General features: G+C 38.4%; 17 protein-coding genes. 16 read left to right on the forward strand and 1 reads right to left on the reverse strand.

What is annotated here, in order from left to right; all coding sequences use genetic code 11:
• The first annotated feature begins 10 nt into the window (after positions 1-10).
• The 5 genes from rsmG to C1726_RS11920 all read left to right on the forward strand — a co-directional run bounded on the left by rsmG (position 11) and on the right by C1726_RS11920 (position 4,544).
• The gene (gene rsmG / locus C1726_RS11900) at positions 11-727 is read left to right on the forward strand and encodes a 16S rRNA (guanine(527)-N(7))-methyltransferase RsmG (RefSeq protein ID WP_102273357.1); all 717 of its coding nucleotides are present in this window, start codon (positions 11-13) and stop codon (positions 725-727) included.
• 180 nt (positions 728-907) lie between these two features.
• A complete protein-coding gene (noc, locus tag C1726_RS11905) occupies positions 908-1,786 on the forward strand; it encodes a nucleoid occlusion protein (protein ID WP_102273358.1) in 879 nt (292 codons plus the stop codon).
• 293 nt (positions 1,787-2,079) lie between these two features.
• Positions 2,080-2,841 (forward strand): ParA family protein, encoded by a 762-nt coding sequence (locus tag C1726_RS11910; protein WP_102273359.1) that lies wholly within the window; start codon positions 2,080-2,082, stop codon positions 2,839-2,841.
• On the forward strand, positions 2,834-3,676 hold the full coding sequence (locus C1726_RS11915) for a ParB/RepB/Spo0J family partition protein (protein ID WP_102273360.1): 843 nt from the start codon (positions 2,834-2,836) through the stop codon (positions 3,674-3,676). The genes C1726_RS11910 and C1726_RS11915 overlap by 8 nt, the downstream gene beginning before the upstream one ends.
• A gap of 154 nt (positions 3,677-3,830) precedes the next feature.
• Positions 3,831-4,544 (forward strand): DUF554 domain-containing protein, encoded by a 714-nt coding sequence (locus tag C1726_RS11920; protein WP_102273361.1) that lies wholly within the window; start codon positions 3,831-3,833, stop codon positions 4,542-4,544.
• Positions 4,545-4,710: 166 nt separating this feature from the next.
• Here C1726_RS11920 and yyaC read toward each other — a convergent pair whose 3' ends face one another.
• Positions 4,711-5,358: a spore protease YyaC gene (yyaC, locus tag C1726_RS11925; protein ID WP_102273362.1), complete on the reverse strand. Its 648-nt coding sequence runs from the start codon at positions 5,356-5,358 to the stop codon at positions 4,711-4,713.
• Between the two features lie 379 nt (positions 5,359-5,737).
• Here yyaC and C1726_RS11930 point away from each other — a divergent pair, with 379 nt between their 5' ends.
• From C1726_RS11930 to C1726_RS11980, 11 genes are all read left to right on the forward strand, one after another.
• Positions 5,738-5,935, forward strand: coding sequence for a DUF951 domain-containing protein (locus C1726_RS11930; protein ID WP_057768006.1), 198 nt, complete (start codon positions 5,738-5,740; stop codon positions 5,933-5,935).
• Positions 5,936-6,063: 128 nt separating this feature from the next.
• Positions 6,064-7,164, forward strand: a complete 1,101-nt coding sequence (gene ychF / locus C1726_RS11935) for a redox-regulated ATPase YchF (protein ID WP_102273363.1) — start codon at positions 6,064-6,066, stop codon at positions 7,162-7,164.
• Positions 7,165-7,356: 192 nt separating this feature from the next.
• On the forward strand, positions 7,357-7,644 hold the full coding sequence (gene rpsF, locus C1726_RS11940; RefSeq protein WP_057768004.1) for a 30S ribosomal protein S6: 288 nt from the start codon (positions 7,357-7,359) through the stop codon (positions 7,642-7,644).
• 57 nt (positions 7,645-7,701) lie between these two features.
• Positions 7,702-8,214: a single-stranded DNA-binding protein gene (ssb, locus tag C1726_RS11945; protein ID WP_102273364.1), complete on the forward strand. Its 513-nt coding sequence runs from the start codon at positions 7,702-7,704 to the stop codon at positions 8,212-8,214.
• A gap of 49 nt (positions 8,215-8,263) precedes the next feature.
• Positions 8,264-8,500, forward strand: a complete 237-nt coding sequence (gene rpsR, locus C1726_RS11950) for a 30S ribosomal protein S18 (protein ID WP_053478822.1) — start codon at positions 8,264-8,266, stop codon at positions 8,498-8,500.
• Positions 8,501-8,814: 314 nt separating this feature from the next.
• Positions 8,815-10,806, forward strand: coding sequence for a methyl-accepting chemotaxis protein (locus C1726_RS11955; protein ID WP_102273365.1), 1,992 nt, complete (start codon positions 8,815-8,817; stop codon positions 10,804-10,806).
• 181 nt (positions 10,807-10,987) lie between these two features.
• Positions 10,988-11,932 (forward strand): YybS family protein, encoded by a 945-nt coding sequence (locus C1726_RS11960; protein WP_102273366.1) that lies wholly within the window; start codon positions 10,988-10,990, stop codon positions 11,930-11,932.
• A 69-nt stretch (positions 11,933-12,001) separates the two neighbouring features.
• Positions 12,002-13,975 (forward strand): DHH family phosphoesterase, encoded by a 1,974-nt coding sequence (locus C1726_RS11965; protein WP_102273367.1) that lies wholly within the window; start codon positions 12,002-12,004, stop codon positions 13,973-13,975.
• Positions 13,972-14,421, forward strand: a complete 450-nt coding sequence (gene rplI, locus C1726_RS11970) for a 50S ribosomal protein L9 (RefSeq protein ID WP_053478323.1) — start codon at positions 13,972-13,974, stop codon at positions 14,419-14,421. The genes C1726_RS11965 and rplI overlap by 4 nt, the downstream gene beginning before the upstream one ends.
• A 334-nt stretch (positions 14,422-14,755) precedes the next feature.
• Positions 14,756-16,120, forward strand: a complete 1,365-nt coding sequence (dnaB, locus tag C1726_RS11975; RefSeq protein WP_102273368.1) for a replicative DNA helicase — start codon at positions 14,756-14,758, stop codon at positions 16,118-16,120.
• A 259-nt stretch (positions 16,121-16,379) separates the two neighbouring features.
• Positions 16,380-17,672 (forward strand): adenylosuccinate synthase, encoded by a 1,293-nt coding sequence (locus C1726_RS11980; protein WP_102273369.1) that lies wholly within the window; start codon positions 16,380-16,382, stop codon positions 17,670-17,672.
• Positions 17,673-17,675: the final 3 nt, after the last annotated feature.

A 17,675-nucleotide genomic window follows, 5' to 3' on the forward strand; every position in this document is an offset into this window, starting at 1 on the left:
GGACTAGGCGATGAATATAGAACAATTTATTGATATGCTGAGTGCGAAGGGGATTATACTTTCGCCTCAGCAGCTTCAACAATACGAAACATACTATTCTACATTAGTGGAATGGAATGAAAAAATGAACTTAACGGCTATTACTGACAAGCCAGAGGTGTATTTAAAGCATTTTTATGATTCGATAACGGCTGCTTTTTATTTTGATTTTAAAGAGCCTTTACATATTTGTGATGTAGGAGCTGGGGCAGGATTTCCTAGCTTGCCAATTAAAATTGCTTTTCCAGAACTGCATGTTACTATCGTCGATTCATTAAATAAACGAATTGGTTTTTTAGAGCATCTCTCAAATCAATTGGGTTTGAAGAATGTCCAATTTATCCATGACCGTGCAGAAACCTTTGGTCAAAAAAAGGAGCATCGTGAAGCTTATGATGCAGTTACAGCAAGGGCTGTAGCTCGACTATCTGTGCTTAGCGAACTTTGCTTGCCGCTTGTTAAAGTTGGCGGTACTTTTATAGCTATGAAGGGTGCAAGTGCAAAAGAGGAATTAGATGCTGGGAAAAAGGCGATTGCTGTCCTGGGTGGCAAGCTTGATCAATCATACTCCTTCACTCTTCCACAAGAAGAAAGTGAGCGGAATATATTAATTATCAAAAAAGAAAAATCCACTCCGAAAAAGTACCCAAGAAAGCCAGGTACACCAAATAAAACACCAATTGAATAATGTTACGTTTTTCATAGAAATATGGCATAATGAATGGGTTACAGCTATGAGGTTTTGTAAAAGGAGCAGCAATGTTCACAATTTCAGTGCTGAAAAATAGGTTATATTGATATTTCGGAAGGACTTGTCATTTTTATAGAGAATATGTAATAGGGAGTTTCGTAAAGGTGGTGCAGGGTGATGAAGCATTCTTTCTCACGCTTTTTTGGCCTAGGCGAAAAGGGAGAGCAAGTAGAAGCGGAAAAGATCGAAGAACAAGTGGATATAGAGAGGATTGGGGAATATGAAGAGGTAAAAAAAATCCCCATTGACCTTATTGTTCCTAACCGTTTTCAGCCAAGAACGGTATTTGATGATGATCGAATTGAGGAACTGTCACGAACCATTCATACACACGGCATTATTCAACCGATTGTTGTAAGAGAATTCGAAAATGGCCAGTTTGAAATTATTGCTGGTGAACGTAGATGGCGTGCAATGAAGAAGCTTGGCTGGGACGAGGTTCCAGCTATCGTAAAAAATTTAAATGATACGGAAACAGCTTCTGTTGCATTAATTGAAAATCTCCAAAGGGAAGAGCTATCTCCGATTGAAGAAGCGGTAGCATACGGAAAACTTCTAGAATTGCATAATCTAACGCAAGAGGCATTAGCTCAGCGTCTAGGCAAAGGGCAGTCTACAGTTGCAAATAAACTCAGACTATTAAAGCTCCCTCAGCCTGTACAAGATGCTTTATTAAGCAAAGCAATTACAGAACGTCATGCCCGTTCATTGATTCCATTGAAGAATCCTGAAAAACAAGTAAAATTGCTAGAAGAAATTATTGAAAAAAATCTAAATGTTAAGCAGACAGAGGATCGTGTAGTTAGGCTTCTTGAACAAAATCATTCAAAGCCAAAGCCGAAAAGAAAGGCATTCAGCAAGGATATGCGAATTGCAGTCAATACGATTCGCCAATCGTTGTCAATGGTATCAGATAGTGGGATTAATCTAGATTCCAAAGAAGAGGAATTTGATGAATTTTATCAAATCACAATAAAAATTCCTAAGAAGAAATAGCTTTCATAAATTATTGATATGGATTAGTATACTGCCTGTGGAGTATGCGTTCAGAACTTTGATCGTTCTTTTGGATCACTTTCTGAGTGTGTGCACCACAGGCTTTTACATATCTACATTTTTCCTTCTCCATATTTTTAACAAAAAGAATATTCTCTATCCTTTTTCATGTTAAAATAGATTACGTGATTGTCATTTTTCGATAATGGCAGATTCTCCATTTCTCAAACGTTGAAATTTTTCACATATATGCTTTTAATAACCTTAATTAGAAGATGAAGGTAGGTGATATCGTGGGCAAAGTTATTGCCATTGCGAATCAAAAGGGCGGAGTTGGCAAAACAACTACTTCAGTAAATCTTGGTGCATGTTTGGCATACATAGGCAAGAAGGTCCTGGTCGTTGATATTGATCCGCAAGGAAATGCAACGAGCGGAGTTGGGATTGAAAAGGCAGATGTTGAACAATGTATTTATGATGTGCTAGTAGATGATGTGGAAGCCTCTAAAGTAATTATGCCAACTTCTGTTGAAAATCTATATGCAATTCCTGCAACCATTCAGTTAGCAGGAGCAGAAATAGAGTTAGTACCGACGATTTCTAGAGAAGTACGATTAAAAAGGGCATTGGAAGAGATTAAGGAAGACTATGATTATATCATCATTGACTGTCCTCCCTCATTAGGTTTGCTTACACTAAACTCATTGACTGCATCAGACGCAGTTATAATCCCTGTTCAGTGCGAATATTATGCATTGGAAGGATTAAGTCAGCTATTAAATACTGTCCGTCTCGTTCAAAAACACTTAAATCATGAACTGAAAATTGAGGGTGTTTTGTTAACCATGCTTGATGCACGGACGAATTTAGGATTACAAGTCATTGAAGAAGTGAAAAAATATTTCCAAGATAAAGTGTATAAAACGATTATTCCTCGAAATATTCGTCTAAGTGAAGCACCAAGCCATGGTGAGCCAATTATTACGTATGATCCTAAATCCCGTGGAGCAGAAGTATATATTGATTTGGCAAAGGAAGTGGTTTCGAATGGCTAAAGGCTTAGGAAAAGGACTAAATGCTTTTTTTACAAACATGGAAACCGTGAAGGAAGAAACGGTTCAAGAAGTTCGAACGAAAGAGCTGCGGCCCAATCCTTATCAGCCACGGAAAGTATTTGACAAGGAAGCAATTGAAGAGCTAAAGCAATCAATTATTGAACATGGCATTCTTCAGCCGATCATTGTACGCAAAAGCATTAAAGGCTATGAAATTGTTGTGGGTGAAAGACGCTTCCGAGCAGCAAAGGAAGCGAAGCTCGAAACTGTTCCTGTGGTTGTCAGAGAGTTAAACGAACAGCAAATGATGGAGCTTGCTGTCTTAGAAAACCTACAGCGCGAGGATTTATCGCCTATTGAAGAAGGAACTGCTTATCAGCTTTTAATGGAAAAGCTGAAGCTAACCCAAGAAGAACTGGCAAAGCGTCTTGGGAAAAGCAGACCTCATATCGCCAACCATATTCGATTATTATCCCTACCTCCGAGAGTGCAGGCGCTTATTTCCAATGGGGAAATTTCCATGGGGCATGGCAGAGCACTTTTAGGCTTAAGAAACAAGGATAAGCTCCAAGCAGTTGTAGAAAAAACAATAAAAGATCACCTAAATGTTCGCCAGCTTGAACAGCTTATTCAACAGTTGAATGATGTTCCACGTGAAACAAAAAAGCCGGTACAACAAAAAGATATTTTTATTAAAGAACGGGAGTCCTCATTACGAGATCGATTTGGAACAACTGTGACAATTAAGCAATCAAAGAATAAAGGGAAAATTGAAATAGAATTCTTTTCAAAGGAAGATTTAGAAAGAATTATAGAACTTTTAGAGAAAAAGTAGTTCTTTTAAACCATCAGATAGATGGTTTTTTCTTTTATATATTTTGCTTTGAAAAAGATAAAACTAAAAAAAAGGGTTGTAAAGAGTGACCAATACATGTTAGTGTATTTTAAAAATATTCGATTTTCGAAATAAACTGAATAAGGTGAAGAAGATGTTTTTACTAGGCACACTTGTCAACGGATTATTGATTATCATTGGAACATTAATAGGTAAGCGGCTTAATCGAATACCTGAGAATATGAAGGGAACCGTCATGTATGCAATTGGACTCGCTGTTATGGTCCTCGGACTGCAAATGGGACTTAAAGGCGAAAATTTTTTAATTGTCATTCTAAGCCTCGTTTTCGGTGCGGTAATTGGTGAATATTTTGCATTAGAGGATAAACTTAACGCACTCGGAAACTGGCTTGAAAAAAAGCTTGGTTCAAATGATCAGGGCAGTATTTCACAGGGATTTGTAACAGCAACCCTAATTTTCGTCATCGGTGCCATGGCTATTATTGGTGCATTAGACAGCGGGATAAGAGGCGATCATGATGTGCTTTATACGAAGTCAATTATTGATGGATTTACTGCATTAATATTAGCTACGACACTTGGGATTGGTGTTCTTTTCTCTGCGTTCCCTGTGTTTATCTATCAAGGATTGATTGCACTTTTTGCCACACAAATTGATCGGTTTGTACCAGCAGAGCTAATGAATAGTTTTATTACAGAAATGACTGCTACAGGAGGAGTTATGATATTTGCTATTGGTTTGAATTTAGCAGGAATAACAAAAATTCGCGTAGCAAATCTGCTTCCGGCTATTCTAGTAACAGGAATAATTGTAACAATCGTTTATTTATATCGTTTATATGTTTAGCAAATAGTTACCATGATTTTTGGGATTGTCGAGCGCAAGCAGACTATCGCCGTACAAACTTCAGGACTCCTTCCTGCGATGGTCAGCATCGATTTGCTTACTCTCACCGTGTTTTCTTTAGCGAAAGGAAGTGTCCCTCCAGTTTGTACGGCGATGTTCAAGGCGCTTATGCTTTTCCAATGCTGCCTTGAATATCCTGTTCTTTTTCAGATTCCCATTTAAATGCAGATATAATTGGACTGGAATCATATCCTAAGCTTGCTTTATAAATCCCATTAGCAATCGTTTTAGCCATATTTAGTACAAGATGAAGCCTTGTATTTTGTAAAACAAAAAACTCCATAAATCCGCTTACATTGACAATTCCTGTTATATGAATATGTCCTACTTCAGGAAGATCTTTATTTACACCTGCTCCAGGTTTTACTGGACCTTCTCCAGCTTGAATCATTCCAACGCTTTTCAAACGGCCTAAGCAAGCATCAATTCCGATAATAAACGGGTTGAAATGAGTCTTTTTTATCTCGTCTAATTTATCGGCAAGATTGACTGCATGGACGGGATTTTCAAGTGTGCCGTATACAAAAAAAGAGGATAGTTTTTTCTCTTCAAGCAATGTTCCGACAAGTGGTCCCAATGAATCACCAGTTGAGCGATCTGTTCCGATGCAGACAATGACAACTGGGCGGCTAGTGACCCCTGATGGCAATAGATGCTTAATTGCCTTTGCTAAATCCGCAGCTGCATTTGTCTCGTCATAAGGAATTCTCGCTGCACCGTCTTTTTTATCAAACAGATTATTTCGTAAATTCATTGGTTCCACCCCTTTTTCTATTAACTCAGATATCTATGAACTTTCATGTTGTCCAGCTACATTACCGCCTCAGACGTACAGGACGTCGCGTTTCGACCTCGAGCTCACAAGCCAACCCCTCCCAGAAAGGTAAAAAACTCTTTTCCGTGAGGCTCGTCTTGTGCTTGACGGGGGACGAGGTGCTATCGCATTTCGATTAGTAGTAACAGTATACGGAAGAATTTAGCAATGTATACGTACCGATTAAATGAAAAGTGGAATCCAGGTGAAAAGACCTGTGATTTTTAAGAATATACAATTAATAGAAGGTAGCCTTTGATAATTTTGTTCATTTAAGCTTAAATAAAGTAAAAGAGCACTACGTTTGGGAGGGTTAGCAGTGGAGCAAAAGGAATTTAATTTAAATGATGTTGTTGAAATGAAAAAGGCACATCCATGTGGAACGAATCGCTGGAAAGTAATTCGGATGGGGGCAGATATCCGCATAAAATGTGAGGGATGTGCACATAGTGTGTTAATTCCCCGCAGGGAATTTGCACGTAAAATGAAAAAAATCCTTGTGAAAGGCGAGGAATAACGTTCATCTGTCATGGTTTTGCCGAGTGCTTGTCTTTTCCCGCTTATATCTCTATAATTGTGAAGGGTATTACCTGAATGAAACGATATGATTTTTAATAGATATTTTTTAATAGAGGAGTGGCAATAATGGCTTTAACAGCTGGGATTGTAGGATTGCCGAACGTTGGAAAGTCTACATTATTTAATGCAATTACCCAGGCGGGAGCAGAATCTGCAAACTATCCGTTCTGTACAATTGATCCGAATGTTGGAATCGTAGAGGTGCCGGATCACCGCTTAAACAAACTAACAGAGCTTGTTCAACCTAAAAAAACAGTTCCTACTGCTTTTGAATTTACGGATATCGCCGGAATTGTAAAAGGGGCTAGTAAAGGCGAAGGACTAGGAAATAAATTTCTATCACATATTCGTGAAGTGGACGCTATATGTCAAGTTGTCCGTTGCTTTGCAGATGATAATATTACACATGTATCTGGGAAAGTAAATCCGATTGATGATATCGAGATTATTAACTTAGAGTTAATCTTGGCTGACTTAGAGACAGTTGATAAGCGCATCGCTCGCGTGGGGAAAATGGCGAAGCAAAAAGATAAAGAATCTATGTTTGAAATGGAGATTCTTGAAAAATTAAAGGAAGCGTTCGAAGCAGACATGCCTGCGCGTACGGTTGAATTTACAGAAGAACAAATGAAGGTAGCAAAAGGGCTTCATTTGTTAACGATTAAGCCTGTACTTTATGTAGCAAATGTTGGCGAAGATGATGTAGCTGATCCTTCCTCCAATGAATATGTAAAGCAAGTGAGAGAGTTTGCTGAAAAAGATAATGCAGAGGTTATTGTTATTTGTGCAAAGATTGAGTCAGAAATTGCTGAGCTTGAAGGAGAAGAAAAGGAAATGTTTCTTCAAGAGCTTGGAATTGAAGAATCAGGTCTTGATCAGTTAATTCGTGCAGCATATAGTCTGCTTGGCTTAGCTACTTATTTTACAGCTGGTGTGCAGGAGGTTCGTGCCTGGACGTTCCGTCAAGGAATGAAGGCTCCTCAGTGTGCAGGCGTGATCCATTCTGATTTTGAAAAGGGTTTTATTCGTGCTGAGACTGTTTCCTATGACGATTTATTAACTGCTGGAAGTATGACAGCAGCTAAGGAAGCTGGGAAAGTACGTTTAGAAGGAAAAGAATATATCGTTAGAGATGGCGATGTTATGCACTTCCGTTTCAATGTTTAATAATGAACGAAATCAAAAACACTGCAGATTCTATCTGCAGTGTTTTTTGCTGATTAGACCTTAGCCTGATAAGTAAAGAGGACCTGCATTGCAAAAGTTGAACTTATATGATATACTTTCATCTTGTGAGTAATGAATAATTGCTCCTTGCCCGTATAGTCGGGCCGTTTAGACCAAAAGGAGGTGAAAGTGATGAGAAAGTACGAAATTATGTACATCATCCGCCCAAACATTGAAGATGAGGCTAAGAAGGCTCTTATCGAGCGTTTTAACACAATCTTAACTGATAACGGTGCGGAATTGACTGATTCTAAAGAATGGGGTAAGCGTCGTTTAGCTTATGAAATCAATGATTTCCGCGATGGCTACTACCAATTAATGCACGTGAATGCTGAAGCAAAAGCAGTAGATGAGTTCACACGTTTAGCTAAGATCAACGAAGACATTATCCGTCATATCGTTGTTAAAGACGAAAAATAATAGATTGCTTTACCAAAATGTTCCATGTGGAACAATGGTTGGAAGGAGTTGATTCTAATGATGAACCGTGTTGTTCTTGTCGGACGTTTGACAAAGGATCCAGAATTGCGGTATACCCCAAATGGAGTGCCAGTTGCAACTTTTACTCTTGCAGTGAATCGTACATTTACGAATCAGCAAGGCGAACGAGAAGCAGACTTTATTAACTGTGTGATTTGGAGAAAGCCAGCTGAAAACGTAGCAAATTTCTTGAAAAAGGGAAGTCTTGCAGGCGTTGATGGACGCATTCAAACACGCAGTTATGAAGGCCAAGACGGCAAGCGCGTATATGTGACTGAAGTTCAGGCTGAAAGTGTTCAATTCTTAGAACCGCGCAACAGCAATAGTAATAGAAGTGATAGCGCAGGCTACGGCTCTCCTAGGGAACAGGATTTCCCATTTGGGAACAACAACAATCAGAATCAACAACCGCAGTACAACCGAGATAATCAGGGATATACACGTGTAGACAAAGATCCATTTGCCAATGACGGTCAAATTGATATTTCAGATGATGATCTGCCGTTCTAAAAACCGATTATTTTATCATACAATATAAAGGAGGGAAAAATCCATGGCTATGGGAGGACGTAGAGGAGGACGTGCAAAACGTCGTAAAGTTTGCTTTTTCACTGCAAACGGAATCACACACATCGATTATAAAGATGTAGATCTTCTTAAAAAATTCATCTCAGAACGCGGTAAAATTTTACCACGTCGTGTAACTGGTACGAACGCTAAATACCAACGTAAATTAACAACTGCTATTAAGCGCGCACGTACAATGGCATTACTGCCTTATGTTTCAGGTGAATAATTTTTATAAAGACACCGAATCTTCGGTGTCTTTTTTGTGTGTGGAAAATTATAAATATTTACACTAATGTGTAAGTGTAATAAATATCCAAAAGTGTAAAAAACTTTCAAATATCCAGAAAAAAATTATATGAAAATATTAAAACTATGTAGATTTATGTCGAAATAATGACTGATTACTTATTTTGATGGAATAAGGGGAGAAAGAGAATAGGAATAACGAAATGTGAGGCGCATGGGAATTAGTTCCATAATTAAGGGACATACAAAGATATTGTTCAAAAAAAATTTAGTCTAAAAAAGGGGGAAAACATCGTGTTAAAGTCAATTAAAGGCAAACTGATTTTACTGATTTCTGGCTTATTTATTGCAGTTCTTTTAACAGTTGGCTTTTTTGTATATCAGCAGACAGATCATGAAATTGAAAAAGAAGTAGTTGGTCAAACAAAGAGCATTGTTGCTGAAATGAATAATTCACTTCAATTATTTCTAGAAAAATATTCTTCGAACATGCAATTTTTATCGGAATCCCAGCGTGTGAAGGATTATATTAAGTCGGCTGAAAATGAAAAAGCAAACATTGAATTAGAAAAAGATTTTACTAATTTCCTTGATAAAAATAAAGATGTTGCATCTATTTATGCAGCGAGTGCGAATAAAGATTTAAAAATTATGCCAAAAGCTGATTTACCACCTGATTTCGATCCAACTTCTCGGGATTGGTATAAAAAAGCTGTAGAAAATCCGGATCAAGTATTATGGAGCGAGCCGTATGAAGATGCGGCAACAAAGGAATATGTAGTTACGGCTTCCTATGCTATTAAAGAAGGATCTAAAGTAATTGGTGTAATCGGACTAGATATTAAGCTTACTGATGTAACAAATATGATTAGTTCTGTACGAATCGGATACAATGGATATCCTTTTGTCTTTTCTCGGGAAGGTACAGCAATCGTCCATCCGACAGAGAGAAGCAATAACTTGATGGACCTTTCATTTATTAAAGAAATGTATGAGCATCAAAAGGGCGACGGAGTTATTGAGTACGTGTATGAAGGTGCAGATAAGAAGTTAGTTTTTGATACTGTACCAAATACAGAGTGGAAGGTGGGCGCAGCCTATTCCGATAAGGATTTAATGGTGACAGCCCTAAAAATTAGAAACAGTATTGTCCTTATTTCAATAATCGGTCTTATAGTCGCTATAGCCATTACTTATTTTGTTGCTGTTGGGCTGACAAAGCCTCTCACAGTGCTTAAAAAGGCATTTAATCAAGTATCAGATGGAAATTTGATGGTGAAAGTAAATGTAACTTCTAAGGATGAGATTGGTGAATTAAGCGGTCATTTTAATACGATGGTAGAAAATATGAAGTCGATTCTGACCGCGGTAAATCTATCTGTTAATAATGTGAAAGAATCTGCGGAAAGTTTAAGTGCTGTTTCTGAAGAAACAAATGCTTCTAGTGAGGAAATGGCCGCTGCTATTAATGAAATTGCCAAGGGTGCTACGCAATCTGCTGCAGAAGCGGAATCAGCGAATCAATTGTCTAGTCAGCTAAGTAATCAAATTAATGATATTAGCGAAAAAGCGACTGAGATGACTTCACTAGCTGAAAAGGCTGATGATATTAATCAATCGGGAATCAAGCAAATTGGCCATTTAAAAGGATCATTTACGACATCAAGGGAATACCTTGGCTCCATGGAAGAAGTGATCACTGATTTGGAAAATAAGATTGAAAAGATAGAAAAGGTTATGACTACTATTACAGAAATAAGCTCACAAACGAATCTATTAGCTTTAAATGCTAGTATTGAAGCTGCCCGTGCAGGCGAACATGGGAAGGGCTTTGCAGTTGTAGCTGAAGAGGTAAGGAAGCTTGCAGAGCAATCAGTTGTAGCTACGGATGAAGTGAAGTTGACTATTACTGATATCCAAAACGGTGCGTTACAAGCTGTTGAATCAATGAATAAGACGAAGGAAACCTTTAATCAGCAATCTGAAGTGGTAAGTGAAACGGAGCAAAGCTTCGAAAACATATCCGAACTTGTTGAGAGAATGAGAAACTCTATCCTTTATATAAGCAATGAGATGATTCACCTTGCTGAGAGTAAAGAAGATGTAGTAAGCGGCATTCATAGCATGGCTGCGATGGCAGAACAGGCAGCCGCATCTTGTGAGGAAGTAAGTGCTTCTACAGATGAACAGCTTCATGCACTTCAGTCAGTTGCTGAATCAGCGGAACAATTAACGGAATTAAGCAATGAACTAAAAGATATTGTAGAAAAGTTTAAAATTAATTAAAGAGAGAAAGGGATATCATTGAAATGATATCCCTTTTCCATTAGAATCAGATTTTTCTGAAAAATAAATAGGTCGACTACTTAATACTAGCATTGTCCCTGTGCAAAGTGCCGCATGGTTGAAACTCTCGATATTACTAGCTAAAATAGACTTTATGAGTGCCCATCTAGGGGGTGGAAATTTGAATCATGCACATAAATTAACGCAAGGAGCACTTTGTTTAGCTATTTTTGCTGTTTTAATATTAATCACGATCTTTATTCCCGTGTTAGGGCTGGTTACGAACTTATTTTTAGCAGTCCCGTTTATATTATTTGCCGCTAAGAATACCCGAATGGATTCTTTTGTTTTCCTCGTTGCCGCGATTATTCTGTCTATGATGGTAGGAACGGTTCTAGCCATTCCATTTACATTATCTTATGGTATAGCAGGCCTTGTAATCGGGCATTTTATCCAAGAAAAAAGGAGCAGAGCTTTTTCATTTATTGCTTCTACGCTAGTATTTTTAATGACCTTAATTGTAGAATATGCCGTATTGGCTGTTATTTTTAAGATGAATATCATTGAAGAATTGATTCGTGCGATGAGGGATTCTCTCGATCAATCTGCGGCAATTTTTGAAATGTTGGGCCGAAATGTTGATGGGGCCGCTATGGAACAATTTGAAGCAATGATTAACATGATTGAGTCCTTGACACCCAGTTTATTCGTTATGACCTCTGTAGCTGCTGTTTTATTGATCGAGTTAGTTTCTTTTCCGATCGTAAAAAGGTTTGGGGTGATCCCACAACAAAGAACACTCTTTAAAGAAATTACTTTGCCAAAAAGCATCCTTTGGTATTACCTGGTAATTATGCTGGCATCGTTTATATTAAAACCTGAAGAGGGAGATTATTGGTATTTAGCATTGGTCAATCTGTCGTTTATCCTTCAGCTTTGTATGGTTGTTCAAGGGCTGGCATTTATATTCTATATTTGTCATAAGAAAGGCATACCTAAAGCAGTTCCTATTATTGCAGCAGTCTTCACAATCTTTCCCCCAATTCTCCTTCCTATTGTTAGGATATTAGGTATAATTGACTTAGGGTTTGAATTAAGGAAAAGGTTAGAAAATAAAAATGGATAAATGAGTGTTCAAAAGGAAATCGAGACTTTTTGAATGTCATCTAACACTACTGTTTGGGAGCTGAAAAAAATGCCATCTTATATAGAAAAGCGGTCCATTCGCTATCCCATTTTTGGGCTGATGGGCATAACAGTGGTGCTTCTCGGAGTATTAGCGTATTATAACTGGCTTTTGAGTATTATAGGGGTATTTCTTTCCTTTCTTCCTTTTTATTATATTTTAAAAATGGATGCAATGCAGAGGAAGGAAACAGAAGAATACATAACCACTCTATCCTATCGGGTCAAAAAAGTCGGTGAAGAGGCTTTGATGGAAATGCCCATTGGGATTATGCTGATTAATGATGATTATTTCATCGAATGGACCAATCCCTTTCTAGCCTCCTGTTTTGATGAAGATACGTTAGTGGGAAGATCGCTTTATGATGTCGGGGATTTACTCATACCCTTAATAAAGCAGGAAGTGGAAACCGAAATCATTACTCTTCATGATCGGAAATTTCGTGTCATTCTAAAACTTGAAGAACGGCTGTTATACTTTTTCGATGTAACAGAACAAACAGAAATTGAAAAAATGTATCAGGAAGAAAGAACTGTGCTGTCTATAATTTTCCTGGATAATTATGATGATTTGACACAGGGGATGGATGACCAGACGAGAAGCAGCATGAACAATATGGTGACTTCCATTTTAAATAAGTGGGCAGTTGATAATGGTGTATTCTTAAAACGAGTTTCTTCAGAAAGATTTATAGCTGTCTATAATGAGCAAATACTTCAGCAGCTTGAAAAAGGGAAATTTACTATTCTTGATGAGGTAAGAGAAACAACATCAAAACAAAATATCCCTTTAACCTTAAGTATTGGTGTGGGAACGGGTGTATCATCGCTTCCAGAGCTTGGTGTTCTTGCCCAATCCAGTCTTGACTTAGCACTTGGACGAGGCGGAGATCAAGTGGCTATTAAACAGACAAATGGAAAAGTGAAATTTTTCGGCGGAAAAACAAATCCAGTTGAAAAAAGGACGAGGGTTCGTGCACGAGTTATTGCCCACGCATTGAAGGAATTAATAACTGAAAGTGATAAAGTTATTATCATGGGACATAAAAACCCGGATATGGATGCGATTGGGGCAGCAATTGGTATTCAAAAGATTGCAGAAATGAATAAACGTGAAGGGTATATTGTTGTGAATTTCCAGGAAATTGACACAAGTATCCAGCGATTAATGACAGAAATACAAAAGAAGGAAGAATTATTCGCAAAGTTTATCACCCCTGCACAGGCACTTGAAATTGCAACTGAAGATACATTATTAGTTGTCGTTGATACACATAAACCTTCGATGGTGATTGAGGAAAGGCTTATTCATAGGCTTGAACATGTTGTTGTAATCGACCATCATCGTCGTGCTGAAGAGTTTATTAAAAATCCATTGCTTGTTTATATGGAGCCATACGCTTCTTCAACAGCAGAGCTTGTAACCGAGCTGCTTGAATATCAGCCAAAGAATGTGAAGGTCGAAATGCTTGAAGCTACTGCATTATTGGCAGGGATTATTGTTGATACGAAGAGCTTCTCACTACGAACAGGTTCACGGACATTTGATGCAGCTTCTTATTTGCGCTCGCTTGGAGCCGATACTGTTCTTGTGCAGAAGTTTTTAAAAGAAGATGTAGAGACGTATATTAAACGCTCAAAAATCATTGAGAATGTATACTTTTATCGAGACGGGATTGCCATTGCAAAGGGGCATTCTGATGAAGAGTATAGCCAAGTACTGATCGCACAGACGGCTGACACCTTATTAACGATGGATGGGGTCATTGCCTCATTTGTCATCTCCAAAAGGTCAGAATATACAGTTGGTGTAAGTGCGCGTTCGCTAGGCGATGTAAATGTGCAAGTCATAATGGAAAATCTTGAAGGCGGAGGGCATTTAACTAATGCAGCTACTCAGCTCTCAGATGTTTCACTAGATGAAGTAGAAGAACGCTTGCAGCATGTAATTGATGAGTATATAGAAGGGAGAAAGAAAGTATGAAGGTTATATTTTTGAAAGATGTTAAAGGTAAAGGAAAAAAAGGAGAGGTGAAAAATGTTGCTGATGGGTATGCACAAAACTTCCTAATTAAGCAAGGTTTAGCAGTAGAGGCGAACCAGGCAAACGTCAGCACATTAAATGCCCAAAAGAAAAAAGAAGAAAAACTTGCTGCTGAAGAGCTTGCAGATGCAAAAAAACTAAAGGAAGTAATGGATAAAATTACTTTAGAATTCTCAACAAAAGCAGGAGAAGGCGGTCGTTTATTCGGTTCTATTACGAGCAAACAGATTGCCGAAGAACTTCAAAAAGCTCATAATCTAAAAGTGGATAAACGGAAAATTGAACTGCCTGATGCGATACGCACACTAGGCTATACAAAGGTGTCTGTCAAGCTTCATGCTGAAGTGACAGCTACACTAAATGTTCATGTAAAAGAAGCAAACTAAATTTGGAAGTTCCATTTACACATAAACATGATAAAATAGAAGAGTTGAAAAAAATGTGATCGGTTCTTGCTGATCACATTTTTTCTAGGTGTTTGTATGTAATGATAGTGCTTGGTCTAAATGATAATGTTATAGATTTGATTAATAGATTTTAATTTTCAGTGCCTGGTCAAGGCGCTTCCGCTTTTAACGATATCCAGCTGCAGCGCCTAGGGGCTCGAGGTCATAAGCCAATCCTCCCAAAAAGGTAAAGAACACCTTTCCGTGAGGCTCGTCTTATGCTTGTCGCCCCTAAACAAGGCGCTTCCGCTTTTAATATAAGGAGGTTTTATTGATGAGTGATTTATTTGCAGATCGTCTTCCGCCTCAAAACATTGAAGCGGAGCAGGCGGTTCTTGGTGCGATCTTCCTTGAGCCATCTTCCCTCACATTAGCCTCTGAAATTCTAATTCCAGAGGATTTTTACCGCGCTGCTCATCAAAAGATCTTTAATGTCATGCTGAAGCTGAACGATCAAGGAAAAGCAGTTGATCTAGTTACGGTAACAGAGGAATTAAGTGCAGCTAAACTTCTCGAAGATGCTGGCGGGGTCAGTTATTTAAGTGAGCTTGCAGGATCGGTTCCTACTGCGGCAAACATAGAATATTATGCAAAAATTGTTGAAGAAAAATCTTTGCTCCGCCGGCTCATTCGAACAGCAACTAGTATTGCGCAGGACGGATATGCCCGTGAGGATGAGGTTGAGGTCTTACTTGGAGAAGCTGAAAAAAATATCCTTGAAGTAGCCCAAAGGAAAAACGCAGGAGCTTTTCATAATATAAAGGATGTTCTTGTTCGTACCTACGATAATATTGAAGTGATGCATAATCGAAAAGGGGACATTACTGGAATTCCAACAGGTTTTGCTGAGCTTGATAAAATGACAGCAGGCTTTCAGCGCAACGATTTAATTATTGTTGGTGCCCGTCCTTCAGTTGGTAAGACGGCCTTTGCTTTAAATATTGCCCAGAATGTTGCAACGAAGACAGAAGAGAATGTCGCGATATTTAGTCTTGAGATGGGTGCTGAACAGCTAGTGATGCGTATGCTTTGTGCAGAGGGAAATATTGATGCACAAAGACTTCGTACCGGATCACTTACAGATGATGATTGGGGCAAGTTAACGATGGCTATGGGGAGCTTGTCAAATGCTGGTATCTTTATTGATGATACACCAGGTGTCCGGATTACTGAAATTCGCTCAAAATGCCGCCGTTTAAAGCAAGAGCATGGACTTGGGATGATCCTTATTGACTATTTGCAGCTGATTCTCGGCAGTGGACGTTCAGGAGAAAACCGCCAGCAGGAAGTTTCAGAGATTTCACGTTCGTTAAAAGCGTTAGCACGTGAACTTCAGATTCCTGTTATCGCCCTATCTCAGCTTTCCCGTGGAGTCGAGCAGCGTCAGGATAAGCGGCCGATGATGTCAGATATCCGTGAATCAGGGAGTATTGAGCAGGATGCGGATATTGTGGCTTTCTTATATCGTGATGACTATTATGATAAGGAATCAGAGGATAAGAATATCATTGAAATTATTATTGCCAAACAGCGTAATGGTCCAGTAGGTACAGTGCAATTAGCCTTTGTTAAAGAGTATAATAAATTTGTAAACTTAGAGCGGCGGTATGATGATCCGTCCATGCCGCCAGGCGCATAAATGAAGGGGACTAGTAATATGCTAGTCCTCTTTAATTTTTTAGAGGCATGGAGCATTGTAGTAACTTTGGTGAAAAATCTTATTATTTAGACGAACGTATTTTCATATTTTCATATAAAATGTTCGTGTTTTATTGACTTTTTGCTTTGATTATTGATAAAATAGGAATGTTTGAAGGGATATAATAAGATTTATTTGAAAAAATTAATGAATATGTATACTAATACTTTTAATAATGAAGATCTCGGAGGTGCTTTTTATGTCATCAGTAGTAGTTGTTGGAACGCAATGGGGAGATGAAGGGAAAGGGAAAATTACCGATTTTCTTTCTGAAAATGCAGAAGTGATTGCTCGTTACCAAGGTGGAAACAATGCGGGACATACAATTAAGTTTAATGGGGAAACTTACAAGCTTCACCTAATTCCATCAGGAATTTTTTATAAGGATAAAGCTTGTGTGATCGGAAACGGAATGGTTGTAGATCCGAAAGCGCTTATAACAGAATTAGCTTATTTGCATGAAAAGGGAGTAACAACTGATAACCTCCGAATCAGTAACCGCGCTCATGTCATTCTGCCATATCATTTAAAATTAGATGAAGTAGAAGAAGAGAGCAAAGGTGCAAACAAAATTGGCACAACAAAAAAGGGAATTGGCCCTGCTTATATGGACAAAGCAGCACGAATAGGAATTCGAATTGCTGATCTTTTAGACCGTGAAGTATTTGAAGAAAAGCTTGCGCGTAATCTTGAAGAAAAAAATCGTCTGTTTGATCGTATTTATGAAACAGAAGGATTTAAAATTGAAGATATTTTAGATGAGTATTATGAATACGGACAGCAAATTAAGCATTATGTATGCGATACATCCGTGGTTCTAAATGATGCACTTGATGAAGGACGCAGAGTTCTATTTGAAGGTGCACAAGGAGTCATGCTTGATATTGATCAAGGGACATATCCATTTGTTACATCTTCAAACCCTGTTGCAGGCGGCGTAACAATTGGTTCTGGTGTAGGTCCATCAAAAATTAAGCATGTCGTTGGTGTTTCTAAAGCATATACAACCCGTGTGGGTGATGGTCCATTCCCTACTGAGCTTGATAATGAAATTGGCCACCAAATTCGTGAGGTTGGCCGTGAATATGGAACAACAACTGGCAGACCTCGCCGTGTTGGCTGGTTTGATAGCGTTGTTGTGCGTCATGCTCGCCGCGTAAGCGGACTGACAGACCTTTCATTGAATTCTATTGATGTATTAACAGGAATTGAAACATTGAAAATCTGTGTAGCTTACCGTTACAAAGGTGAAGTTATTGAAGAATTCCCAGCAAGCTTGAAGGTGCTAGCTGAATGTGAACCAGTATATGAAGAGCTGCAAGGCTGGACAGAGGATATTACAGGCTGCAAGACTTTAGATGAGCTTCCTGCAAATGCGCGTCATTACCTAGAGCGTGTATCTCAATTAACAGGAATTCCGCTATCAATCTTCTCAGTTGGTCCAGACCGTACACAAACAAATGTTGTAAGAAGCCCTTGGCGTCAAAATTAATAA

Origin of the sequence: Cytobacillus massiliigabonensis, from assembly GCF_900199725.1 — a bacterium.
Taxonomy (GTDB): Bacteria; Bacillota; Bacilli; order Bacillales; family Cytobacillaceae; genus Cytobacillus; species Cytobacillus massiliigabonensis.